Annotated in this window: 13 protein-coding genes; 5 read left to right on the forward strand and 8 right to left on the reverse strand. The window is 50.4% G+C overall.

Annotated elements, in window-relative coordinates; all coding sequences use genetic code 11:
* Positions 1-10: 10 nt before the first annotated feature.
* The 4 genes from ACX9NY_RS25470 to ACX9NY_RS25485 are packed head-to-tail and all read right to left on the reverse strand — an operon-like array spanning position 11 to position 4515.
* A complete protein-coding gene (locus ACX9NY_RS25470; protein WP_342571332.1) occupies positions 11-682 on the reverse strand; it encodes a class I SAM-dependent methyltransferase in 672 nt (223 codons plus the stop codon).
* Entirely contained in the window at positions 679-2220 is a 1542-nt protein-coding gene (locus ACX9NY_RS25475) for a glycosyltransferase family 4 protein (protein ID WP_472475810.1), read from the reverse strand. Before ACX9NY_RS25475 ends, ACX9NY_RS25470 begins: the two co-directional genes overlap by 4 nt.
* A 1-nt stretch (position 2221) precedes the next feature.
* Positions 2222-3217 carry a glycosyltransferase gene (locus ACX9NY_RS25480; RefSeq protein WP_472475812.1) on the reverse strand — a complete coding sequence of 332 codons (996 nt, stop codon included), beginning with the start codon at positions 3215-3217 and terminating at the stop codon, positions 2222-2224.
* Entirely contained in the window at positions 3214-4515 is a 1302-nt protein-coding gene (locus ACX9NY_RS25485) for a tetratricopeptide repeat protein (RefSeq protein ID WP_472475814.1), read from the reverse strand. Before ACX9NY_RS25485 ends, ACX9NY_RS25480 begins: the two co-directional genes overlap by 4 nt.
* A gap of 468 nt (positions 4516-4983) precedes the next feature.
* Here ACX9NY_RS25485 and ACX9NY_RS25490 point away from each other — a divergent pair, with 468 nt between their 5' ends.
* From ACX9NY_RS25490 to cydC, 4 genes are read left to right on the forward strand one after another with little or no spacing between them, the layout of a single operon-like run.
* Positions 4984-6399, forward strand: coding sequence for a cytochrome ubiquinol oxidase subunit I (locus ACX9NY_RS25490; RefSeq protein WP_472475816.1), 1416 nt, complete (start codon positions 4984-4986; stop codon positions 6397-6399).
* Positions 6344-7399 carry a cytochrome d ubiquinol oxidase subunit II gene (gene cydB / locus ACX9NY_RS25495; RefSeq protein ID WP_339238536.1) on the forward strand — a complete coding sequence of 352 codons (1056 nt, stop codon included), beginning with the start codon at positions 6344-6346 and terminating at the stop codon, positions 7397-7399. The genes ACX9NY_RS25490 and cydB overlap by 56 nt, the downstream gene beginning before the upstream one ends.
* 1 nt (position 7400) lies before the next feature.
* Entirely contained in the window at positions 7401-9308 is a 1908-nt protein-coding gene (gene cydD / locus ACX9NY_RS25500) for a thiol reductant ABC exporter subunit CydD (protein ID WP_472475818.1), read from the forward strand.
* A gap of 1 nt (position 9309) precedes the next feature.
* Positions 9310-11247: a thiol reductant ABC exporter subunit CydC gene (gene cydC, locus ACX9NY_RS25505; RefSeq protein WP_472475820.1), complete on the forward strand. Its 1938-nt coding sequence runs from the start codon at positions 9310-9312 to the stop codon at positions 11245-11247.
* A gap of 104 nt (positions 11248-11351) precedes the next feature.
* On the opposite strand, the gene ACX9NY_RS25510 is transcribed toward cydC, so the two are convergent.
* The 3 genes from ACX9NY_RS25510 to ACX9NY_RS25520 form a co-directional block, all read right to left on the reverse strand.
* Entirely contained in the window at positions 11352-12311 is a 960-nt protein-coding gene (locus ACX9NY_RS25510) for an MraY family glycosyltransferase (protein ID WP_472479405.1), read from the reverse strand.
* A gap of 120 nt (positions 12312-12431) precedes the next feature.
* On the reverse strand, positions 12432-13247 hold the full coding sequence (locus tag ACX9NY_RS25515) for a hypothetical protein (protein ID WP_472475822.1): 816 nt from the start codon (positions 13245-13247) through the stop codon (positions 12432-12434).
* Between the two features lie 72 nt (positions 13248-13319).
* Entirely contained in the window at positions 13320-13616 is a 297-nt protein-coding gene (locus ACX9NY_RS25520; protein ID WP_339238528.1) for an ArsR/SmtB family transcription factor, read from the reverse strand.
* 184 nt (positions 13617-13800) lie between these two features.
* Between ACX9NY_RS25520 and ACX9NY_RS25525 the strand changes: the two genes are divergently transcribed.
* Positions 13801-14190 (forward strand): nuclear transport factor 2 family protein, encoded by a 390-nt coding sequence (locus ACX9NY_RS25525; protein WP_237177210.1) that lies wholly within the window; start codon positions 13801-13803, stop codon positions 14188-14190.
* 790 nt (positions 14191-14980) lie between these two features.
* Here ACX9NY_RS25525 and gntK read toward each other — a convergent pair.
* The gene (gene gntK, locus ACX9NY_RS25530; RefSeq protein WP_472475824.1) at positions 14981-16531 is read right to left on the reverse strand and encodes a gluconokinase; all 1551 of its coding nucleotides are present in this window, start codon (positions 16529-16531) and stop codon (positions 14981-14983) included.
* Positions 16532-16683: the final 152 nt, after the last annotated feature.

The following is a 16683-nucleotide window of genomic DNA, read 5'->3' on the forward strand; positions in this document are numbered from 1 at the left end:
GATCGGTGCCTTAACCTTTGCATATCACCGCTCGAAAACAGCGAATCGGCGCGCCGTACATGTCAGACCAGATCGCATCGTCCGGCTCTTCCACATTCAGCTTATCCTTAATGTTTAGTCCGGTAACGGCCATGATTGTCTCCAGCAGATCAGGGCGCATCTCGGGTACATCGAAGGTAGCGATCAGCTGTCCGTTTGGCTTCAGCACGCGGGCGAACTCACGAAACGCTCGCAGCATTGTGCCCGTATCCAGATGCTCCAGGACAGAGATACAGAACACCCGATCAAATTTACCCGACTCGTACGGAAGCTGGGCCAGATTGGCCTTTGCACGGTGCAATCGGACGAGCGTGGATTCCGGCAGATCCTGAGCGGCCAGCTCGCCAAAATCAGAAGCGATATCCAGTCGTATCGCATCTTCAGACAAAATGCGTTCATCCCAATCACAGGCGTGAACCTCGCGGCAGTGTTCGGCAAGCCAAAATTTGAACGGATGGGAGATGCCGCAGGCTGCATCAAGGACCACATCGTCTGGACGTGCAAACCGCCGGGCCCATTCATATTCGTAGGGACGGCTCCACCATGCCGGATGCAGGGGGAAGACCAATGTGTCCGTTTTAGGGTCACTTTGCCTAATGTATCTTGATTCCATGAATTCCGTTGCCTTGGGCGTATCCATCATCCCCGAATTCCCTCCTTTAATCCTGTCTCTGCCAAAAAAGATTCCAACACCGTGCTCCACCGGCTCCGCCACTTGGCAAGATCATAGGACAGTGCAGTCTCGCGCGCATAGATTCCCAGTCGTTCCCGCTCGGCCCGATCCTGTACGAGACGAACCAGGGCGGCGGTTAGTTCCTGCTCGCCGGGAGGTACCAAAAGCCCGTTAAAACCATCCTGAATCAGATCATTCAATCCGCCGACATTGGAGGCAATCACCGGAAGTCCACAGCTCATCGCTTCCAGACAGGCATAGGAGGTACCTTCCGAGAACACGGTTGGAATTACGGCGATATCTGCCTGATGGTAGGCCTCCCGAATGTCCCGGAAATCATACGTACGCTGGGTAATCCGCTCCGCATGTGGATGATTACGATGCCAATAACGAAAGGCTCTCCCGACCGTACTGCCTTCAACCAGTTCCCCGGCAAATTCAATCTCCAGATCCGGAAAAGCCCCCAGCAGCTTATCTGCTGCCAGCATCATGGGAATAATGCCCCGTTCCATGCTGATGCGACGCGGATATATAATGCGAATTGGGCGGGGAGAGGTCAAGCGGACATCCATAGTTTTCTGTTCAACCTGTTCCTGAGTCAGACCATTAACCTGATAATCAGCATCTGCTGATATTACACTATCCGTAGCCCAATCCGTTGAATTCAGGTGGTGACGAGCAACCGTAGACGATCCGCCGACTACCTCGGCTTTTTCCAGCTTTGATAACTCCAAATGGTGACCTACCGCTCCCTTCTCATCTCGTTCTTGATCGCTATCTGTATCCCCACCTCCATCTCCGTTAGCCTTCCCACTGTATGCTCCATCACCACTCGGTCCAACCTTGCTTTCCACAGCTTTCATCCCCGATATAACTGCACCGGCATTCTCCTCATGACTGGCGAGATCGGTCTTCCATGCGGCAAGCCATTCGTCTTCCTGTTCCTGCTCGAAGGTTCGTGTTGGCGGGGCAGGTGTGAAATAGGACGTATCCACTGCATTGGGAATCAGGACGACCTGCCTTGGATCGGTATAGGTGCACGCAGCCCGGCAGAAAGTCTGGAAATGGGAATCCACGGATACAATGCGCACGAGTCCATCTAGAGCGAGTTGAATATGTTCCGCCACTTGTTGTTTGGTCTCCAGTGGCAGTCCGGGACGATCCCAGTTAATGCCGTGACAGATGCCAAGACTGCCCGGTTTGTAGGTGATGGGCTGCCACAGACAGCTTGCATAGATCACTGGGCCGCGTGCCGCGGCTGCCATTCGATCAAAGGCTTCCGGTACATTATCCATGTCGTACGAATAACCGAATACGTCAATCTGCTCCGTCCGAGTCTGGAATGCTTCAAAATAGGACAGTTGATGGACCTCGGGAATATGTCCGAGTCCGCGGATGACACTGCACAGATCCAGGATATAACGCTCCAGCCCACCACCGAATACCCGACCAAATTCCCGGTTATACCCATCGGTGAAGCTATGCGTCAGAATACTCACCACGCCCATCTCACGGTCCCTCCTTCCAGGGAATCAGCCGAGGTTCCGGATCGAGAATCGACTCGTAATGTGCAAGATTGCCCCACTCACCGCTGGGATCAATGCGCTTGTAACGCAAATATTTACGCACCCGGTCCTCCAGACTGCCTGCCCAGCCGAGATGTTGAACCTTCAATTCCGTGCTGACTCCGGGCAATACGGTGCAGGACAGGGGAAGACGGGGAACATGATGATTCTGTTGTGGATAAAAATAAGGATATCCAGGCATATAACGTACAAGTGAAGCGGTATGCCGCTTGTGCAGACACCAGAGATCATCTTCCCGGTAATGGGTCCGGCCACCCCACATATCATAGAAACGGAAGGCAAACCAGTCTGCATATTCCTGATTAATCAGCGTGCGTATGGCTTTCTTGGCCTCTGTGCTGTACAGCTCATCCGCATCAACCGATAGCAACCAGTCGGGACGTGTTCCCGCCGCCGCTTGCCATAAGGTGTTGCGAAGTCGCCATTCCTCGGCGAACAGCGGTTTCTCCAATACCTCCAGGCGGACCACCTTCGGATAGGCTTTGCATAGCTCCGGGGTTCCGTCTGTACTGGCATCGTCTACAATCACGATCTCATCCACGAACTCACTCAGATCATGCAATACTTCTTCAAGGTATCGGCCGCGTTCATTGCGAACCTGGAGCATGGCGGTCAGCTTGTTGCCTTTGCTTTTGCGAACTCGACGGATGGAGAAGGGCTCTTTGAATGCACTCGTTTCCTCTTGTGATACAGCAGCATCCTGTTCACCCTGACCTTGTTCACCGCCCCAGTGATGCACCTGGCTTCGGATGTTCTGCGCTGGCTGTGCATGATTCGGCGGCTGATCGCCTTCTCCCGATGCGTCTGTATGTGTCAGATCCACTGTTACCGTTGGCGTGTAAGTGGTTTCGGTTCGGATATTCCTGTGCACCATCGGCCCATTCAACTGTTGCCTGCGTTTCTTCGGGTCCAGCATCATGGCACCTCCCCAAGCAATTGCTGTACGGCATGATCCAACAACTCCAGCTCGACAATCCGGGCGAGCGCATCTTCATCCTCCAGTGCCGTTTCGAGAAAATGTCTGACTGCCCCGTGTCTGTCGCCTCGCAGGGCCAGCACACTTCCGGATAATTGCTGATAATCCCGGCGACTGGCATCATCCTGAATATCGACTGCATGAACCAGCGCCAGTGCCTCTTCCACGCGACCTGTCTCCTGATAAATGCGGAATTTCCAATGTCTCGCGGTTTCTCCGCCAAGTTCGTCCAGGGTGCGCAGCGCGGTTCCATAATCATCGTTCATACGTAGTAATTCCGCTCGTACAAGTTGATCTTCTCCTGCCTCCAACCAGCGACATAACTGTTCATAATGATGTCGTTCCTGTTCGTCGGATGCACTAATCCCGTACACCAGCAGGGCGTCCTCCAATTGTCCGGCCCGGGCATGGATGGCAGACAGGAAGCGATAGTGGGAGATCACACAATCACTTCGACCATTCAGGACCGCTTGGGTGAATGCCTCTTGTAATGATTGGATGGCCCGAGAATCTTCAAGCAAGTACTCATAGGCTGCGAGCAAAAAGGATATGGTCTCATGCGCCCCTGCTTTGGCTCGAAGCTGGCGATAGAAATCAGCACGTACACTGCATTGAAGCAGGGTAACGCTATCCGGAGTGCCTGACAGGATCTGCCGCAGCGCATGCAGGAAGAACAGTTCGTAGTCCCGGAGAGGGACTTCGAGATTATCCTTTTGCACCGTACCCGCTTGTGAAGGATCTTCGCCTCCCAGCCAGATGGCGCGTACGCCTTGGAATAATAGCTTCATATATCGTGTTTCGGAGGATGTACCTACCAGATCAGCGATACCCACCAGTTTGGAAATACTGCTTTCCCACAGGGGAGAAGAGGCTTCGTCTCCGACAGGCTCAGGGAGCAGGACAATACATAGCTCTGGTTCCAGCGAAGCTGCAGCCATGAGCCAGTAGGGATGAGTAACCACTGCCACAGTGCGTGGCTCCATCAATAGCTGCTCGGCTTCAGGTAAGGAGATTACAGTGATCACCGCAGGTACATCCTCTGTTTGCGTCAGACTGCTGACATAGTGGACCTCGCCCTCAATCGATAGCAGTGCAACAATATCGGGATAGGGAAAGGATGACCATCCTCCTTTGCGAGGGAAGAGAACATATCGGACAGGGGGCTGTTCTGCGACAGCTGCACGGGCCTTATCCGGACTGGCTTCGGAGTCTTCACTTGGTAACGGCGCAGGTTTTTCCATGAATCGTTCACCTCACCTTGACTGTAATAAGGAGCGTCCTTCACTATGCATGTGCTCCATGCTTCCACTTCATATGTAAAGCCCTCACGGCACTTCGCATGATATGCCTGAGACTAACATATGGGCATTCCGTCCCAAACATGAGTATCTTCCATGAATAGATGAAGTAGGCAAGCCATTATAGAGCTTCCTTAAGCTCCAATCCTCTAATTTCGGCTTCACTACACCTTCTCGATACTGTAAAAAAGATATTTGAATTCGCACTACAATAGGCTGATTTTTATCTTTTGTGTGACCAGGATCACTTTTTTTTGCTCTAAACACGGAGATTGTGATAATTCTCACATGTATAAAATAGGGAATCTGGCACAATACGTTCATCAACGTATTTGGCGGACAGACAGCGAAGGTGCAGCTTCAATGCCAAATACGCATACTGCGAAGTGAACAGAAAGAAGGGGTAACGGTATGGATCCGATTATGTTATCGCGTATCCAATATGCACTTACAACGATTTTCCATTTCTTCTTTGTCCCGCTATCCATCGGTCTTGTGCTGTTGGTTGCAATCATGGAGACGTTGTACGTTGTTAAGGGTAAGGAAATCTACAAAACGATGGCCAAGTTCTGGGGCAAGCTGTTCCTGATTAACTTTGCCGTCGGGGTTGTCACAGGTATTCTGCAAGAATTCCAGTTCGGCATGAACTGGTCCGAGTACTCCCGGTTCGTGGGGGACGTGTTTGGTGCGCCACTGGCTGTTGAAGCGCTACTCGCGTTTTTTATGGAGTCTACATTTATTGGGCTGTGGATATTCGGATGGGATCGTTTGTCCAAAAAAGTGCATCTGGCCTGTATCTGGCTGGTGTTTGTCGGCACATTCCTGTCCGCGCTGTGGATTCTGGCAGCCAATTCATTTATGCAGCATCCCGTCGGCTTTGAGATCAACAACGGCCGAGCCGAGATGAATGATTTCTTCGCACTCATTACGAATGGTCAACTTCTCGTTGAGTTCCCACATACGATTTTTGGGGCATTGATGACAGGGGCCTTCGTTGTCACCGGGATCAGTGCTTACAAATTAATGAAGAAGCAGGATGTAGAGATCTTCCGCAAATCGTTTAATATTGCGATCATCATTGGACTCGTTTCTTCATTAGGTGTGGCTTTCTCGGGACACTTTCAGGCGCAATATCTGGTGGAGACACAGCCCATGAAGATGGCAGCCAGTGAAGGCACATGGACGACGACAGAAGATCCGGCACCATGGACGGTAGTTGCTTTTATCGATCCAGACAAACAGGAGAATACCGGTGAGATCAAAATCCCTGGATTGCTCAGTTACCTGTCCTACAGCAAGTTCTCCGGCAGTGTCACAGGCATGAAGGAGCTTCAAGCCGAGTATGAGCAGACGTATGGACCGGGGAATTACATCCCGCCGGTACGAACAACGTTCTGGAGTTTCCGTATTATGATCGCAGCGGGTGGCTTAATGATTTTGTTATCCCTGTATGGTACGTTTCTGGCCATGCGCAAGAAGCTGGAGATTGCAGGAAAGTGGTTCATGCGTCTGATGGTAATTGCTATTTCTCTGCCATTTATCGCTAATACATCTGGTTGGATCATGACCGAGGTTGGCAGGCAGCCGTGGACAGTGTTTGGCTATATGACGACCGAAGCCGGTGTCTCACCGAACGTATCCGCAGGAATGATCCTGTTCTCGACCATCGCTTTTACCGCTGCGTATACGGTTCTCGGTATCGTGATGGTATACCTGTTCGTACGTGAGATCAAGGCAGGGCCATTTGCAGTCGATAAGCCGGAAGATCACGATGAATCGGCCGATCCGTTCGGCGTGGATGGAGGTTATTCCGTTGTCACTAAGTGAGTTGTGGTTTTTGCTGATTGCCGTATTGTTTGTCGGTTTCTTCTTTTTGGAAGGTTTTGATTTTGGAGTGGGGATGTCTACAGGCATTATTGCCAAAACGGACCGTGAACGCCGGACCCTGATCAACTCGATTGGTCCCTTCTGGGATGGTAACGAAGTATGGCTGATTACAGCAGGGGGTGCCATGTTTGCTGCCTTCCCGCACTGGTATGCCACGATGTTCAGTGGTTTCTACCTGCCGCTTGTGGTCGTATTACTCGCCTTGATTGGTCGCGGGGTTGCCTTCGAATTCCGCAGTAAAATGAAACAGCAGCGTTGGCGCAAAACATGGGATATCATCATTGTGGTATCCAGCGCGCTCCTGCCTTTCCTGTTCGGCGTAGTCTTTGCCACGTTCATGAAGGGTCTGCCCATTGATGGGGAGATGCAGTTGCGCGCAGGATTCTTGGATATCGTTAATCCGTACACTGTAATTGGTGGTTTGAGCGTAACCCTACTGTGTCTGGTTCATGGATTGCTGTTTGCCTCCCTACGAACAGTCGGGGAACTCCGAGAGCGTGCCTTGAATACAGCGCAAAAATTGATGCTGCCGCTAGCTGTACTGCTTGCCGTGTATGCGATATTGACGTATTTCATGACCGATGTGTTCGCCGTTCGCGGCTGGGCACTGTGGATCATGGTTGTACTTGGTGCAGTTTCACTTGCGCTTGCGGCATACTTCATTCGTCAGAAGCGTGAAGGTTGGGCTTTTGGTATGACAGGTGCTGTGATTGCAATTGCCTTTGCTTCGGTATTTATCGGACTGTTCCCAAGAGTGATGGTGAGTTCCTTTGGAGCGGCATATGACCTGACCGTATACAATGCGGCATCTGGTGCGTATTCCTTGAAAGTCATGACCATTGTAGCTTGTACACTGCTGCCATTTGTTCTTGGGTATCAGATCTGGAGTTATTATATCTTCCGCAAACGCCTGAACGAGCAGCACCACCTGGAGTACTGATATGGGACGGGGGCTGCTGAAGCTGCCGGGCATCCGGCCAGTACTCGCGCTGGCATCAGCGCTGGTACTGCTACAGGCGATGACGATCATTATGCAAGCCAAATGGTTGGCACAAGCCATCACGGCATTGTTTGAAGGTTCATCCGTAACGGAGCAGTACCCGGTACTGCTGCTGTTCCTGGCTGCTTTTGCCGCCCGATACGCTCTATCCTTCTGGTTACAACTCGTGACATCACGATATGCGGAGAGGACAGGGACTGATCTGCGCAGACAGATGGTGGAGCAGTGGTTCAGACTTGGGCCGCGTTATGCCAAGACCGAGGGCACAGGCCATCTGGTTACACTGGCACGTGAGGGCACCGCTCAATACAAGACGTATCTCGAACTGTTCATTCCTCGTATGCTGGGCATAGGATTCACACCCATCGTCATTTTGCTGTATGTGTTCAAGCTGGATATGATGTCCGGGGTTATTTTGATGCTGACACTCCCGATCCTAATCGTGTTCATGATTCTGATTGGCCTCGCAGCTCAGCGTAAGATAGACGGACAATTCAGATCCTACAAAGCGCTCGCTAACCATTTTGTCGATACCCTGCGTGGGCTGGAGACGCTAAAAACATTGGGACAGAGCAAAACACATGAAGGCTCCATTCGGCGGGTCAGTCAGCGGTATCGGAAAGCGACGATGTCTACCCTGCGTATGGCCTTTCTTTCTTCATTTGCACTCGACTTCTTCACCATGCTGTCCGTTGCTTCCGTGGCGGTTAGTCTGGGATTACGTCTGACGGAAGGACATATGTTGCTCGGTCCTGCACTGACGGTACTGATTCTCGCACCCGAATATTTCCTGCCTGTACGTATGCTCGGCGCTGATTATCACGCCACATTGGATGGTAAGGAAGCCGGAGCGGCCATTAATCAGGTGATCGAACGGGGTAGAGCCGCTGAACAGAAACAGAAGGAAGCCTATGCTAATGTTGTTGCGCATGCGGTTACGGCAGAGGACGAAGCAGGATCTACACCATCATTATCTTCGGGTAAAAGGAAAGTCGGCATCTCGACGATACGTGTCGTGTTGAGTGACAACATGGCTGCGGTGCATCCTGATCTTGATCCCGATGCTATTCCTGAGTTGGATTCTTCCTTTTCCTCCAGATCCTCTTGGAATGAGAATAGTAGACTCGCACTTACGGATGTACAGGTACGGCATGAGGATGAAGGTCCATATTCGCTAAAGGATGTCACATTTCAGACCACAGGTCTCGGCAAAATCGGTATTATTGGCGCCAGCGGAGCAGGCAAGTCCACATTAATTGATGTATTGGCTGGTTTCCAGTTACCTACTTCGGGTCAAGTACTGGCTAACGGACAGCCGGTTACATCGGATATGCTCGAATCCTGGCGAAGACAGACGGCAGCGATCCCGCAGCATCCGTATATCTTTAGTGGAAGCCTGGCCGATAACGTTCGTTTTTACATGCCGGAGGCTTCGGATGCGGAGGTGGCCAAAGCAGTTAGCGCTGCCGGATTAACCAAGTTACTGTCCTCATTATCCGGTGGGCTGCATGAGCCTATTGGGGCTGGCGGCAGACAGCTCAGTGGTGGGCAGGAGCAACGGGTGGCATTGGCAAGAGCCCTGCTGAGCAAACGAAACATTCTGCTGCTCGATGAACCGACAGCACATCTGGATGTGGAAACAGAGTATGAACTGAAACAGACGATGCTGCCGCTGTTCGAAGGCAAACTTGTATTTTTGGCTACCCATCGTCTGCACTGGATGCCGCATATGGATCGGATTATTGTTATGGATGGCGGCACGGTGGCAGAGACAGGAACACATCAGGAACTGCTGGCAAGGCAAGGTGTATATTATCAGATGATTCAGGCCCAGATGGAGGCGATATAACATGAAGTCCGGATATGAACATATGGAGGCCGTCCGTAACGGCAAAGAAAAAAATAGCTGGATTGCTCCGTATGTGGCACAGTACCGCTGGAGATTCATCGCAGTCATTGCGCTAGGCACTTGTGCTGCACTGTGTGCGGTACTGCTGCTGTTTACATCCGGATTTCTGATCTCCAAGTCTGCGCTGCGTCCTGAAAATATTCTGATGGTATATGTCCCCATCGTAGGTGTACGTGCATTTGGAATATTCCGCGCGGTGTTTCGATATATCGAGCGCTTGGCAGGACATGATGCCGTACTGCGGGTATTGGCCGATCAACGGGTGAAATTATATCGCATTCTGGAGCCACAGGCCCTGTTCTTGCGTTCTCGCATGCAGACCGGAGATGTACTTGGAGCACTCGCCGATGATGTGGAGCGGTTGCAGGATATTTATCTACGTACCGTCTTTCCCGCTGTAACTGCGCTTGTAATGTACGGCGGGGCTGTGATTGCTTTTGGCAATGTGGATCTGGGATTTGCGGTGTGGATGGGCTTGTATATGTTATTCCTTGTTGCCGCGCTACCTGCGATTTCCCTGAAAGTGACGTGGAAATGGCGTGTGCGGCTAAAAAAAGAAAACAGCAGGTTGTATACCCGTCTGACTGACGGTGTGCTTGGACTGGGAGATTGGCTTGCAAGTGGACGAGCAACCGAATTTGTTCAGCAGCAGGAAGAGGCGGAAGAACAGGTCGACATGGTTCGTCGCAAGTTGCGGCGTTGGACACGTTGGCGTGATCTGATGGCCCAGTATGTCATTGGCTTGATGGTCGTATCAGTTACAGTATGGGCCGGAAATGCCGCTTCTGTCGGACAATTACCTGTCGTGATGATTGCTGCTTTTGTGTTGGTGTTATTTCCGCTCACGGAAACACTTCTGCCTGTAGGGGATGCTGTGGAGCATCTTCCACAGTACCAGGAATCACTGGACCGCTTAAAACAGCTGGAAGGGAATCCGGATCTTCCGGGGCAGACGGGAGTGGGCGATATTGGCGGAAAAGGCGAGTCGATCTCTGCAGTAAAAAACAGCAACCCGGCGGCTAGACAACCATCAGAATCCTTACCCGCTACAGATGATACTCAACACAGACGAATTCGTCTGCGCATTCCGCCCAAACTAAGAGCAGACATCGAGATCAATCGCGTTAGTTATCGCTATGCACCGGATGATCCTTACGCTGTGCAGGATATCTCCCTTCATTTGCCGCAAGGCAAACGATTAGCTATCCTTGGGCGAAGCGGTGGCGGCAAGTCGACCTTGTTGAAGCTCATTCAGGGTGCCTTGCTTCCGTCTGCGGGGAACATTCTGATCAATAATGCACCTGTGCAGACGCTGGATGAGAGTGTGCCTGATGTCATCGCAGTGCTGAATCAGAGCCCACACCTGTTCGATACCACGGTAGCCAATAATTTACGGATTGGTCGTCCACATGCAACGGATGAGGAGATTCGTCAGGTGGCTGCCCAAGTCGGTTTATCCGGTCTGATTGAATCCTTGCCGCAGGGATATGATACACCGATGCTGGAGACGGGTCTGCGTTTCTCAGGTGGGGAAAGACAACGAATTGCACTTGCCCGGGTACTGCTCCGGGAGACACCTGTTGTGATATTCGATGAACCAACCGTGGGGCTTGATCCCGTGACGGAACGTGAACTGATGCGCACCATTCTGGACAGCTTGCAAGGCAAAACGATGATCTGGGTCACCCATCACCTGATTGGTGCGGAACAGATGGACGAACTTATTTTTATGGAAAATGGACAGATTGCCATGCAGGGTTCTCACGAACAACTGCTGGCTGGGGAAGAGCGATACCGCCGTCTCATTGAACTTGATCGGCCGGGATGGACAGGGCGGCAGCAACATGAACAACCGTTGCCGCCGGCGGCTTCGAGATAAGTGTGAGCCAGTGAGCGCGAATCAGATAAACATAACAAAGAGACGAGCCAAGAAATCTTGGACTCGTCTCTTTTTCTAGGATATGACCGCGTTGTTGCGGATACTTACATCTCTACCAACATCAATATGATGGAGGAAAGGCACAGACAAGTGCTGACGAGATAGAGCACAGCAACCACCTGTTTGTGATTCAATCCGGCACGCAGCAGTCGATAATGGGCTTGACTCGCATCGGCCTGGTAGATTGCTTTACCTTGAATGAAGCGTTTGATCACGACAAAGATGTTATCGAAGATTGGTACACCGAGCGCCAAAATTGGAATGAAGATGGACAACATGGTCGCTTGTTTGAATGCACCATCCAGAGCGATAACTGCCAGAATGAAGCCGAGGAACGTAGCACCTGCATCACCCATAAACACTTTGGCAGGAGCTTTGTTGTACTTCAGATAACCTATTGTCACACCAACCAGAGTGATCGACATGAGTGCGGAGTCACTTTGTCCTTTGGCCAGGGCCACGATGAACAAGGTAATCGCCGAAATGGCCGATAATCCACCAGCCAGTCCGTCCATGCCGTCCGAGAAGTTGATGACGGTTGTCACTCCGAAGATCCAGAGGATCGTGAGAATGAATTGCAGCCAGATCGGGAGCATAACATATTCCGCGTTGAAGGGATTCACGAATCCGGTGAACGCAATGCCTGAAGCAAATACGAGCACTGCTGCAGAGACTTGTACGAGCATCTTGGGCAAGGCAGGAAAATCTTTGCCTTTTGTTTTGTACCAGTCATCGACGGTTCCAATCGTTAGCAGAAGCATACCACCAGCGACCAGAGCCGCCGTTTCCCATGTGATTTCTTTGGTCAGAGCAATGTATGTCAGGAAAAATCCAGTAAATATCGCATAACTCGCCGTGAGTGGGATCGGTTGCCTGTGCAGCTTACGCTCCACATCCTCTCGAGGCTTGTCCACAAAATCTAGCCGGTGAGCCAGTCGACCAAGCGGCGGAATAAGCAGAACCACGACAGAAAAAGACACTATAAAAGCCAGTATGTATACCATAAACTCGCTTGTTTCACTCCCATCTACCAATTTCTCCTTATTATACGAGTTAAACAGGAAATCTGTCGATGTCATTATTGTAACCAGACGTACGAAAAAAGGTGAGCCAAAGTTCAGATTTTATCGCATTTGAGGAAGATAGGAGCCGAAATATTGTTTTACGGTTTCTGCATGATATCCATCATCACCTTGCCAGGTTGCTGCAAAGATGAAATCACCGGAACCACCCTTGCCTTTTCGCGGGTTATCTCCAGGAACCAATATTCCAGCTGCCGCCCAGATTTCCAGCAGGGCATCCCGCTCCTGTTTGCTGGAAGGCAAGATGTCTTTCCACTTTTTCTCCAGTGAGCGTGCACTGTCCTTGGGGTCTTCCGTCTGAGCTGCTTCAAGCAGCTTTACCAGAATAGCTTGGTCTTCAGGGGTTACTTCATAGCTTGTATCGTTGTCCTTACGCAGTAATTCCAGATCCATAAGGCAATAGAGAAGCCAGCCATGACGCACGCCGCCCCACTTGATCCGTTCAAAGTTCAAGACGTTTAAATCGACGTTGGAATATTCCTTGTCTGACTGCAAACGCAGGTAATTACAATCCCCGCAGGCACTGGTGTTAGGGTGAAGGGCAGGGCGTTCCGCATAGGTATGCAGAGGCATGTTCGATGTTAAAGCCCAGCTGGATAATGCGCTGCGCAGGTAAACTTTTTTGGTGGACAGACTATGTAGAAAGGCCGATATTACCCGCTCTTTGAACGAGTCATCCTGATGCATGTCGTATAGACGCTGGACAATCTCGTCATGCGTAATTGTGAGCGGGTCGAACATGACGCCTTTGCTTTTGGCATACTCAAATTCATCCCCGGAGAACGGGATAGAAGCTGTTTTCCAGCCGCCACCTCCCCAGAATGTGCTCAGCAGTATCTTTGCCGCTTTTTTGTCCATATAGTTAGCCTCCTTTATGGATATACCATCATGATAAATGTGGTTCTTCAATCGATCCCAGACCTGCCTACTTTAATGTGCGTATTCCTCGGTTGTATTCAGAATCATCTCGACGAGACCTGGAAAACGTGAGTTTAGTTCTTCCTTTCGCAGGGAATAAAAGTGCTGTTTACCTTCAATGCGTGGCTGGATCACGCCAGCTTCACGTAAAATTTTGATGTGATGGGACAATGTGGATTTGGAAATATGGTCTACTTCGAAGGCGGAACAGTTTTTCTCGCCAGAACTGGCCAGACAGTGTGCAATTTTCATGCGGATTGGATCACCGAGTGCATTGCAGACCGTAGTCAGCTTCAGTTCCGAAGCCATAGGTATCGTTGGAGTTCTCATATCTATGACGTTAGCATATTCGGCTTTTTCTTTCAATGTTTGAAAAATATCGAACTATCTCTTGCGGGTAGGATAGGAAGTGTGTTACATTTCTTTTCAGTTAGTTCGAAATTATTCGAACTGAAAGATTGGAAATCGGCTTTTTATTCTAGGAGGAATATATATGAGTACTACAAATACCACTACAATGTTGAACAACTACTTCCGTTTATTTGATGCTTCACGCACAGACGAGCGCGCCATGGAAGATCTGTTGTCCCTGTTTACACCGGACGCAGAAATTGTACTTAACGGTACCAGTCGAACAGGGTTTGATGGTTTTATGAAAGCTTTCTACGAGTATAATAAGGACGTAAAACATATGTGGGACGCGTGGGTACAACAGCCTGACGGCAGCTACCAAACTAACTGGGCGGTATGCGGACAAGCGGCAGACGGAACGGTATATGCCAAAGCAGGCATTGATATCGCGCGTGTAAATGATGCGGGGCAGATTGTGTATCTGGAGAATGTTCAGGCCGATCAGAATGCATTCAGCAAGTATAATCAGTAAATAAAATCTAGCGATTTCAGTTTGATGAATGAAAATCCAGAAATTTGAATTACTAAAAAGATAGCCACACGGAGGTCCACAGTTTTTCATGCTGTGGGCTTTTTTCTGTAGCGCTTTTAGTTAATTAGAAGGCACTGAGAACGAGGGCTTCATCACTCTGATCGCACAGTTTCTACAGGGAAATGGATGCACCAACACACTGTACATGAAAATATATGTACCTGAAAAACTGTGCATGAAAAAGACCATCCCGCATGTCGTAAGCATGGCGAGACGGTCCTCATGAATGTGCATAAGCGTAATCGTTAGAGTCGAATGTTGATAGTCGAATGTAAATTTGAGCCGGATGTAGCGAAGGAGATAGTGATTCGCTGCGTGGGTGGCGAGGGTCCGGCAATTCTAACGAACCTGAGACGTGCAACAAGGAAACGATGCTCTTTCAATGTAACGAACCTGAGACGCGCTATTGGAGGATATTTCGCAAAATCAAAATTCTAACGAATCACAGACACGTTAATGATCAACATAATAGGTTCTAGCGTAGTTTTGCGCCCATGTAAGCTGATATAAGGCGTCTCAGATTCGTTAGATTTTTAAAACACGCTAAAAGCTGCAAATAAGACGTCTACGATTCGTTAGCTGCTCCATGTTCAACGTTTTGACTCTCCAACGTGTAACATTGAGCCTTTTAACCCCGCTCCAAGCTTCAAACGCTCCAAATCTCCAATCCCAACCCCCAGACCTAACCCAATAACCAAACCCCAATCCTCCGGTCATCTTCCCGCCTTCCCTATCCCTGCATCGTCTTGTTCTGAAAAGCAGCGATATCCGCATACTCTTCTTCGAATTTGCGGGAGATGCGGATGAAGATCGGCAGCAGTTCCCGGTAGACACGGACACTGTCCGGGTCCGGCTGGTGTCGGTGCGTTGATCCGATCATGCCGGAGACGGCACTCAGGGAATCAATGCGGCCAAGGGCGTACAAACCCAGTACGGCTGCGCCGAGACAGGAGCTTTCAATACTTTCGGGGATGATGACATCCTGATCGAAAATATCGGCCATCATCTGGCGCCACAACTCGGAGCGGGCGAAGCCGCCTGTCGCCTGAATCTTTTTCGGACGACCGATCTTTTCTTCAATTGCTAACATAACCGTGTACAGGTTGAACAATACACCTTCGAGCGCAGCGCGAATCATATGTTCTTTCTTATGATGCAGCGTCAGGCCAAAGAACGAACCGCGTGCATTGGGATTCCAGAGTGGAGCCCGCTCACCCGTCATGTATGGATGGAACAAGAGCCCTTCCGAACCCGGAGGCACATTTTCCGCAACACGAGTGAGCACTTCATACGGATCAATGCCAAGTCGTTTCGCGGTCTCTACCTCGGAAGCCGCAAACTCGTCCCGTATCCAGCGGAAAATAACACCGCCGTTGTTCACGGGTCCGCCAATGACCCATGCATCCTCTGTGAGTGCATAACAGAAGAAGCGTCCTTTCGGATCGGTCACTGGTTTATCCACGACGGTACGAATCGCTCCACTGGTACCAATGGTCACGGCCACAACGCCTGGATCGATGGCGTTAACGCCCAGATTGGAGAGCACGCCATCACTGGCCCCGATGACAAACGGTGTGGTGAACGCAATGCCCATCTCCTTGGCGTACTCCGGATGCAATCCATGTTTGAGCACATGGGTGGTCGGTACCAATCGGGATAGGTGTTCCGGCGTGATGCCCGCCACATGGAGTGCTTCTGCATCCCAGTCGAGTTTCTCCAGATTCATGAGTCCGGTGGCGGAGGCCATGGAGTGATCTATGACGTATTCAGAAAATAATTTATAGAACACATATTCTTTCATGGATATGAATTTGTGCGTCTGCTGGAACAGTTCCGGTTGATCCCGGGTGAGCCACATGATCTTGGTGAGTGGGGACATCGGATGAATCGGCGTCCCTGTTCTCAGATAGATTTCGTGACCATTCATCTCCGATTTGAGTACTTCGGTCCACTCGGCACTGCGATTATCTGCCCATGTCATGGCTCGCATCAGTGGTGTGCCGTGTTGATCGACAGGCAGAATACTGTGCATGGCCGAACTAAACGATACAAACAGAATGTCTTCAGGCTTAACTCCCGCTTTAGAGGTAGCCTGTTTAACCGATGTAATGACTGCTTTGAAAATATCTTCCGCATCTTGCTCCGCAATCGCAGGTGTGGGGGTGTGCAGCGGATAATCGGCACTGCCTTGAGCCACAATGGTGCCGTTCTGCTCGAACAAGACGGCCTTGGTGGAGGTTGTGCCGATATCTACGCCGATCATATAGGGTGAAGAAGCCATTTTGTCATCCCTCTTTCTTAAATATATAAGTGAAAGAATGCTGTTACACGTTAACACTTCGGGTACAGAAAGCCTTCCGATCGCGTAAATGCGAAGTATATGCTTTCGAAGTAGCTTTCCTTCAGAAAGCTTTTAATTCCATTTCTTCAGGC

The organism is Paenibacillus sp. CB74, assembly GCF_055687625.1.

Excerpts from the sequence above, each read along its gene's own strand:
- ACX9NY_RS25470 (WP_342571332.1), bottom strand. The coding sequence starts at position 682 with ATGATGGATACGCCCAAGGCAACGGAATTCATGGAATCAAGATACATT.
- ACX9NY_RS25475 (WP_472475810.1), bottom strand. The coding sequence starts at position 2,220 with ATGGGCGTGGTGAGTATTCTGACGCATAGCTTCACCGATGGGTATAAC.
- ACX9NY_RS25480 (WP_472475812.1), bottom strand. The coding sequence starts at position 3,217 with ATGATGCTGGACCCGAAGAAACGCAGGCAACAGTTGAATGGGCCGATG.
- ACX9NY_RS25485 (WP_472475814.1), bottom strand. The coding sequence starts at position 4,515 with ATGGAAAAACCTGCGCCGTTACCAAGTGAAGACTCCGAAGCCAGTCCG.
- ACX9NY_RS25490 (WP_472475816.1), top strand. The coding sequence starts at position 4,984 with ATGGATCCGATTATGTTATCGCGTATCCAATATGCACTTACAACGATT.
- cydB (WP_339238536.1), top strand. The coding sequence starts at position 6,344 with ATGAATCGGCCGATCCGTTCGGCGTGGATGGAGGTTATTCCGTTGTCA.
- cydD (WP_472475818.1), top strand. The coding sequence starts at position 7,401 with ATGGGACGGGGGCTGCTGAAGCTGCCGGGCATCCGGCCAGTACTCGCG.
- cydC (WP_472475820.1), top strand. The coding sequence starts at position 9,310 with ATGAAGTCCGGATATGAACATATGGAGGCCGTCCGTAACGGCAAAGAA.
- ACX9NY_RS25510 (WP_472479405.1), bottom strand. The coding sequence starts at position 12,311 with ATGGTATACATACTGGCTTTTATAGTGTCTTTTTCTGTCGTGGTTCTG.
- ACX9NY_RS25515 (WP_472475822.1), bottom strand. The coding sequence starts at position 13,247 with ATGGACAAAAAAGCGGCAAAGATACTGCTGAGCACATTCTGGGGAGGT.
- ACX9NY_RS25520 (WP_339238528.1), bottom strand. The coding sequence starts at position 13,616 with ATGGCTTCGGAACTGAAGCTGACTACGGTCTGCAATGCACTCGGTGAT.
- ACX9NY_RS25525 (WP_237177210.1), top strand. The coding sequence starts at position 13,801 with ATGAGTACTACAAATACCACTACAATGTTGAACAACTACTTCCGTTTA.
- gntK (WP_472475824.1), bottom strand. The coding sequence starts at position 16,531 with ATGGCTTCTTCACCCTATATGATCGGCGTAGATATCGGCACAACCTCC.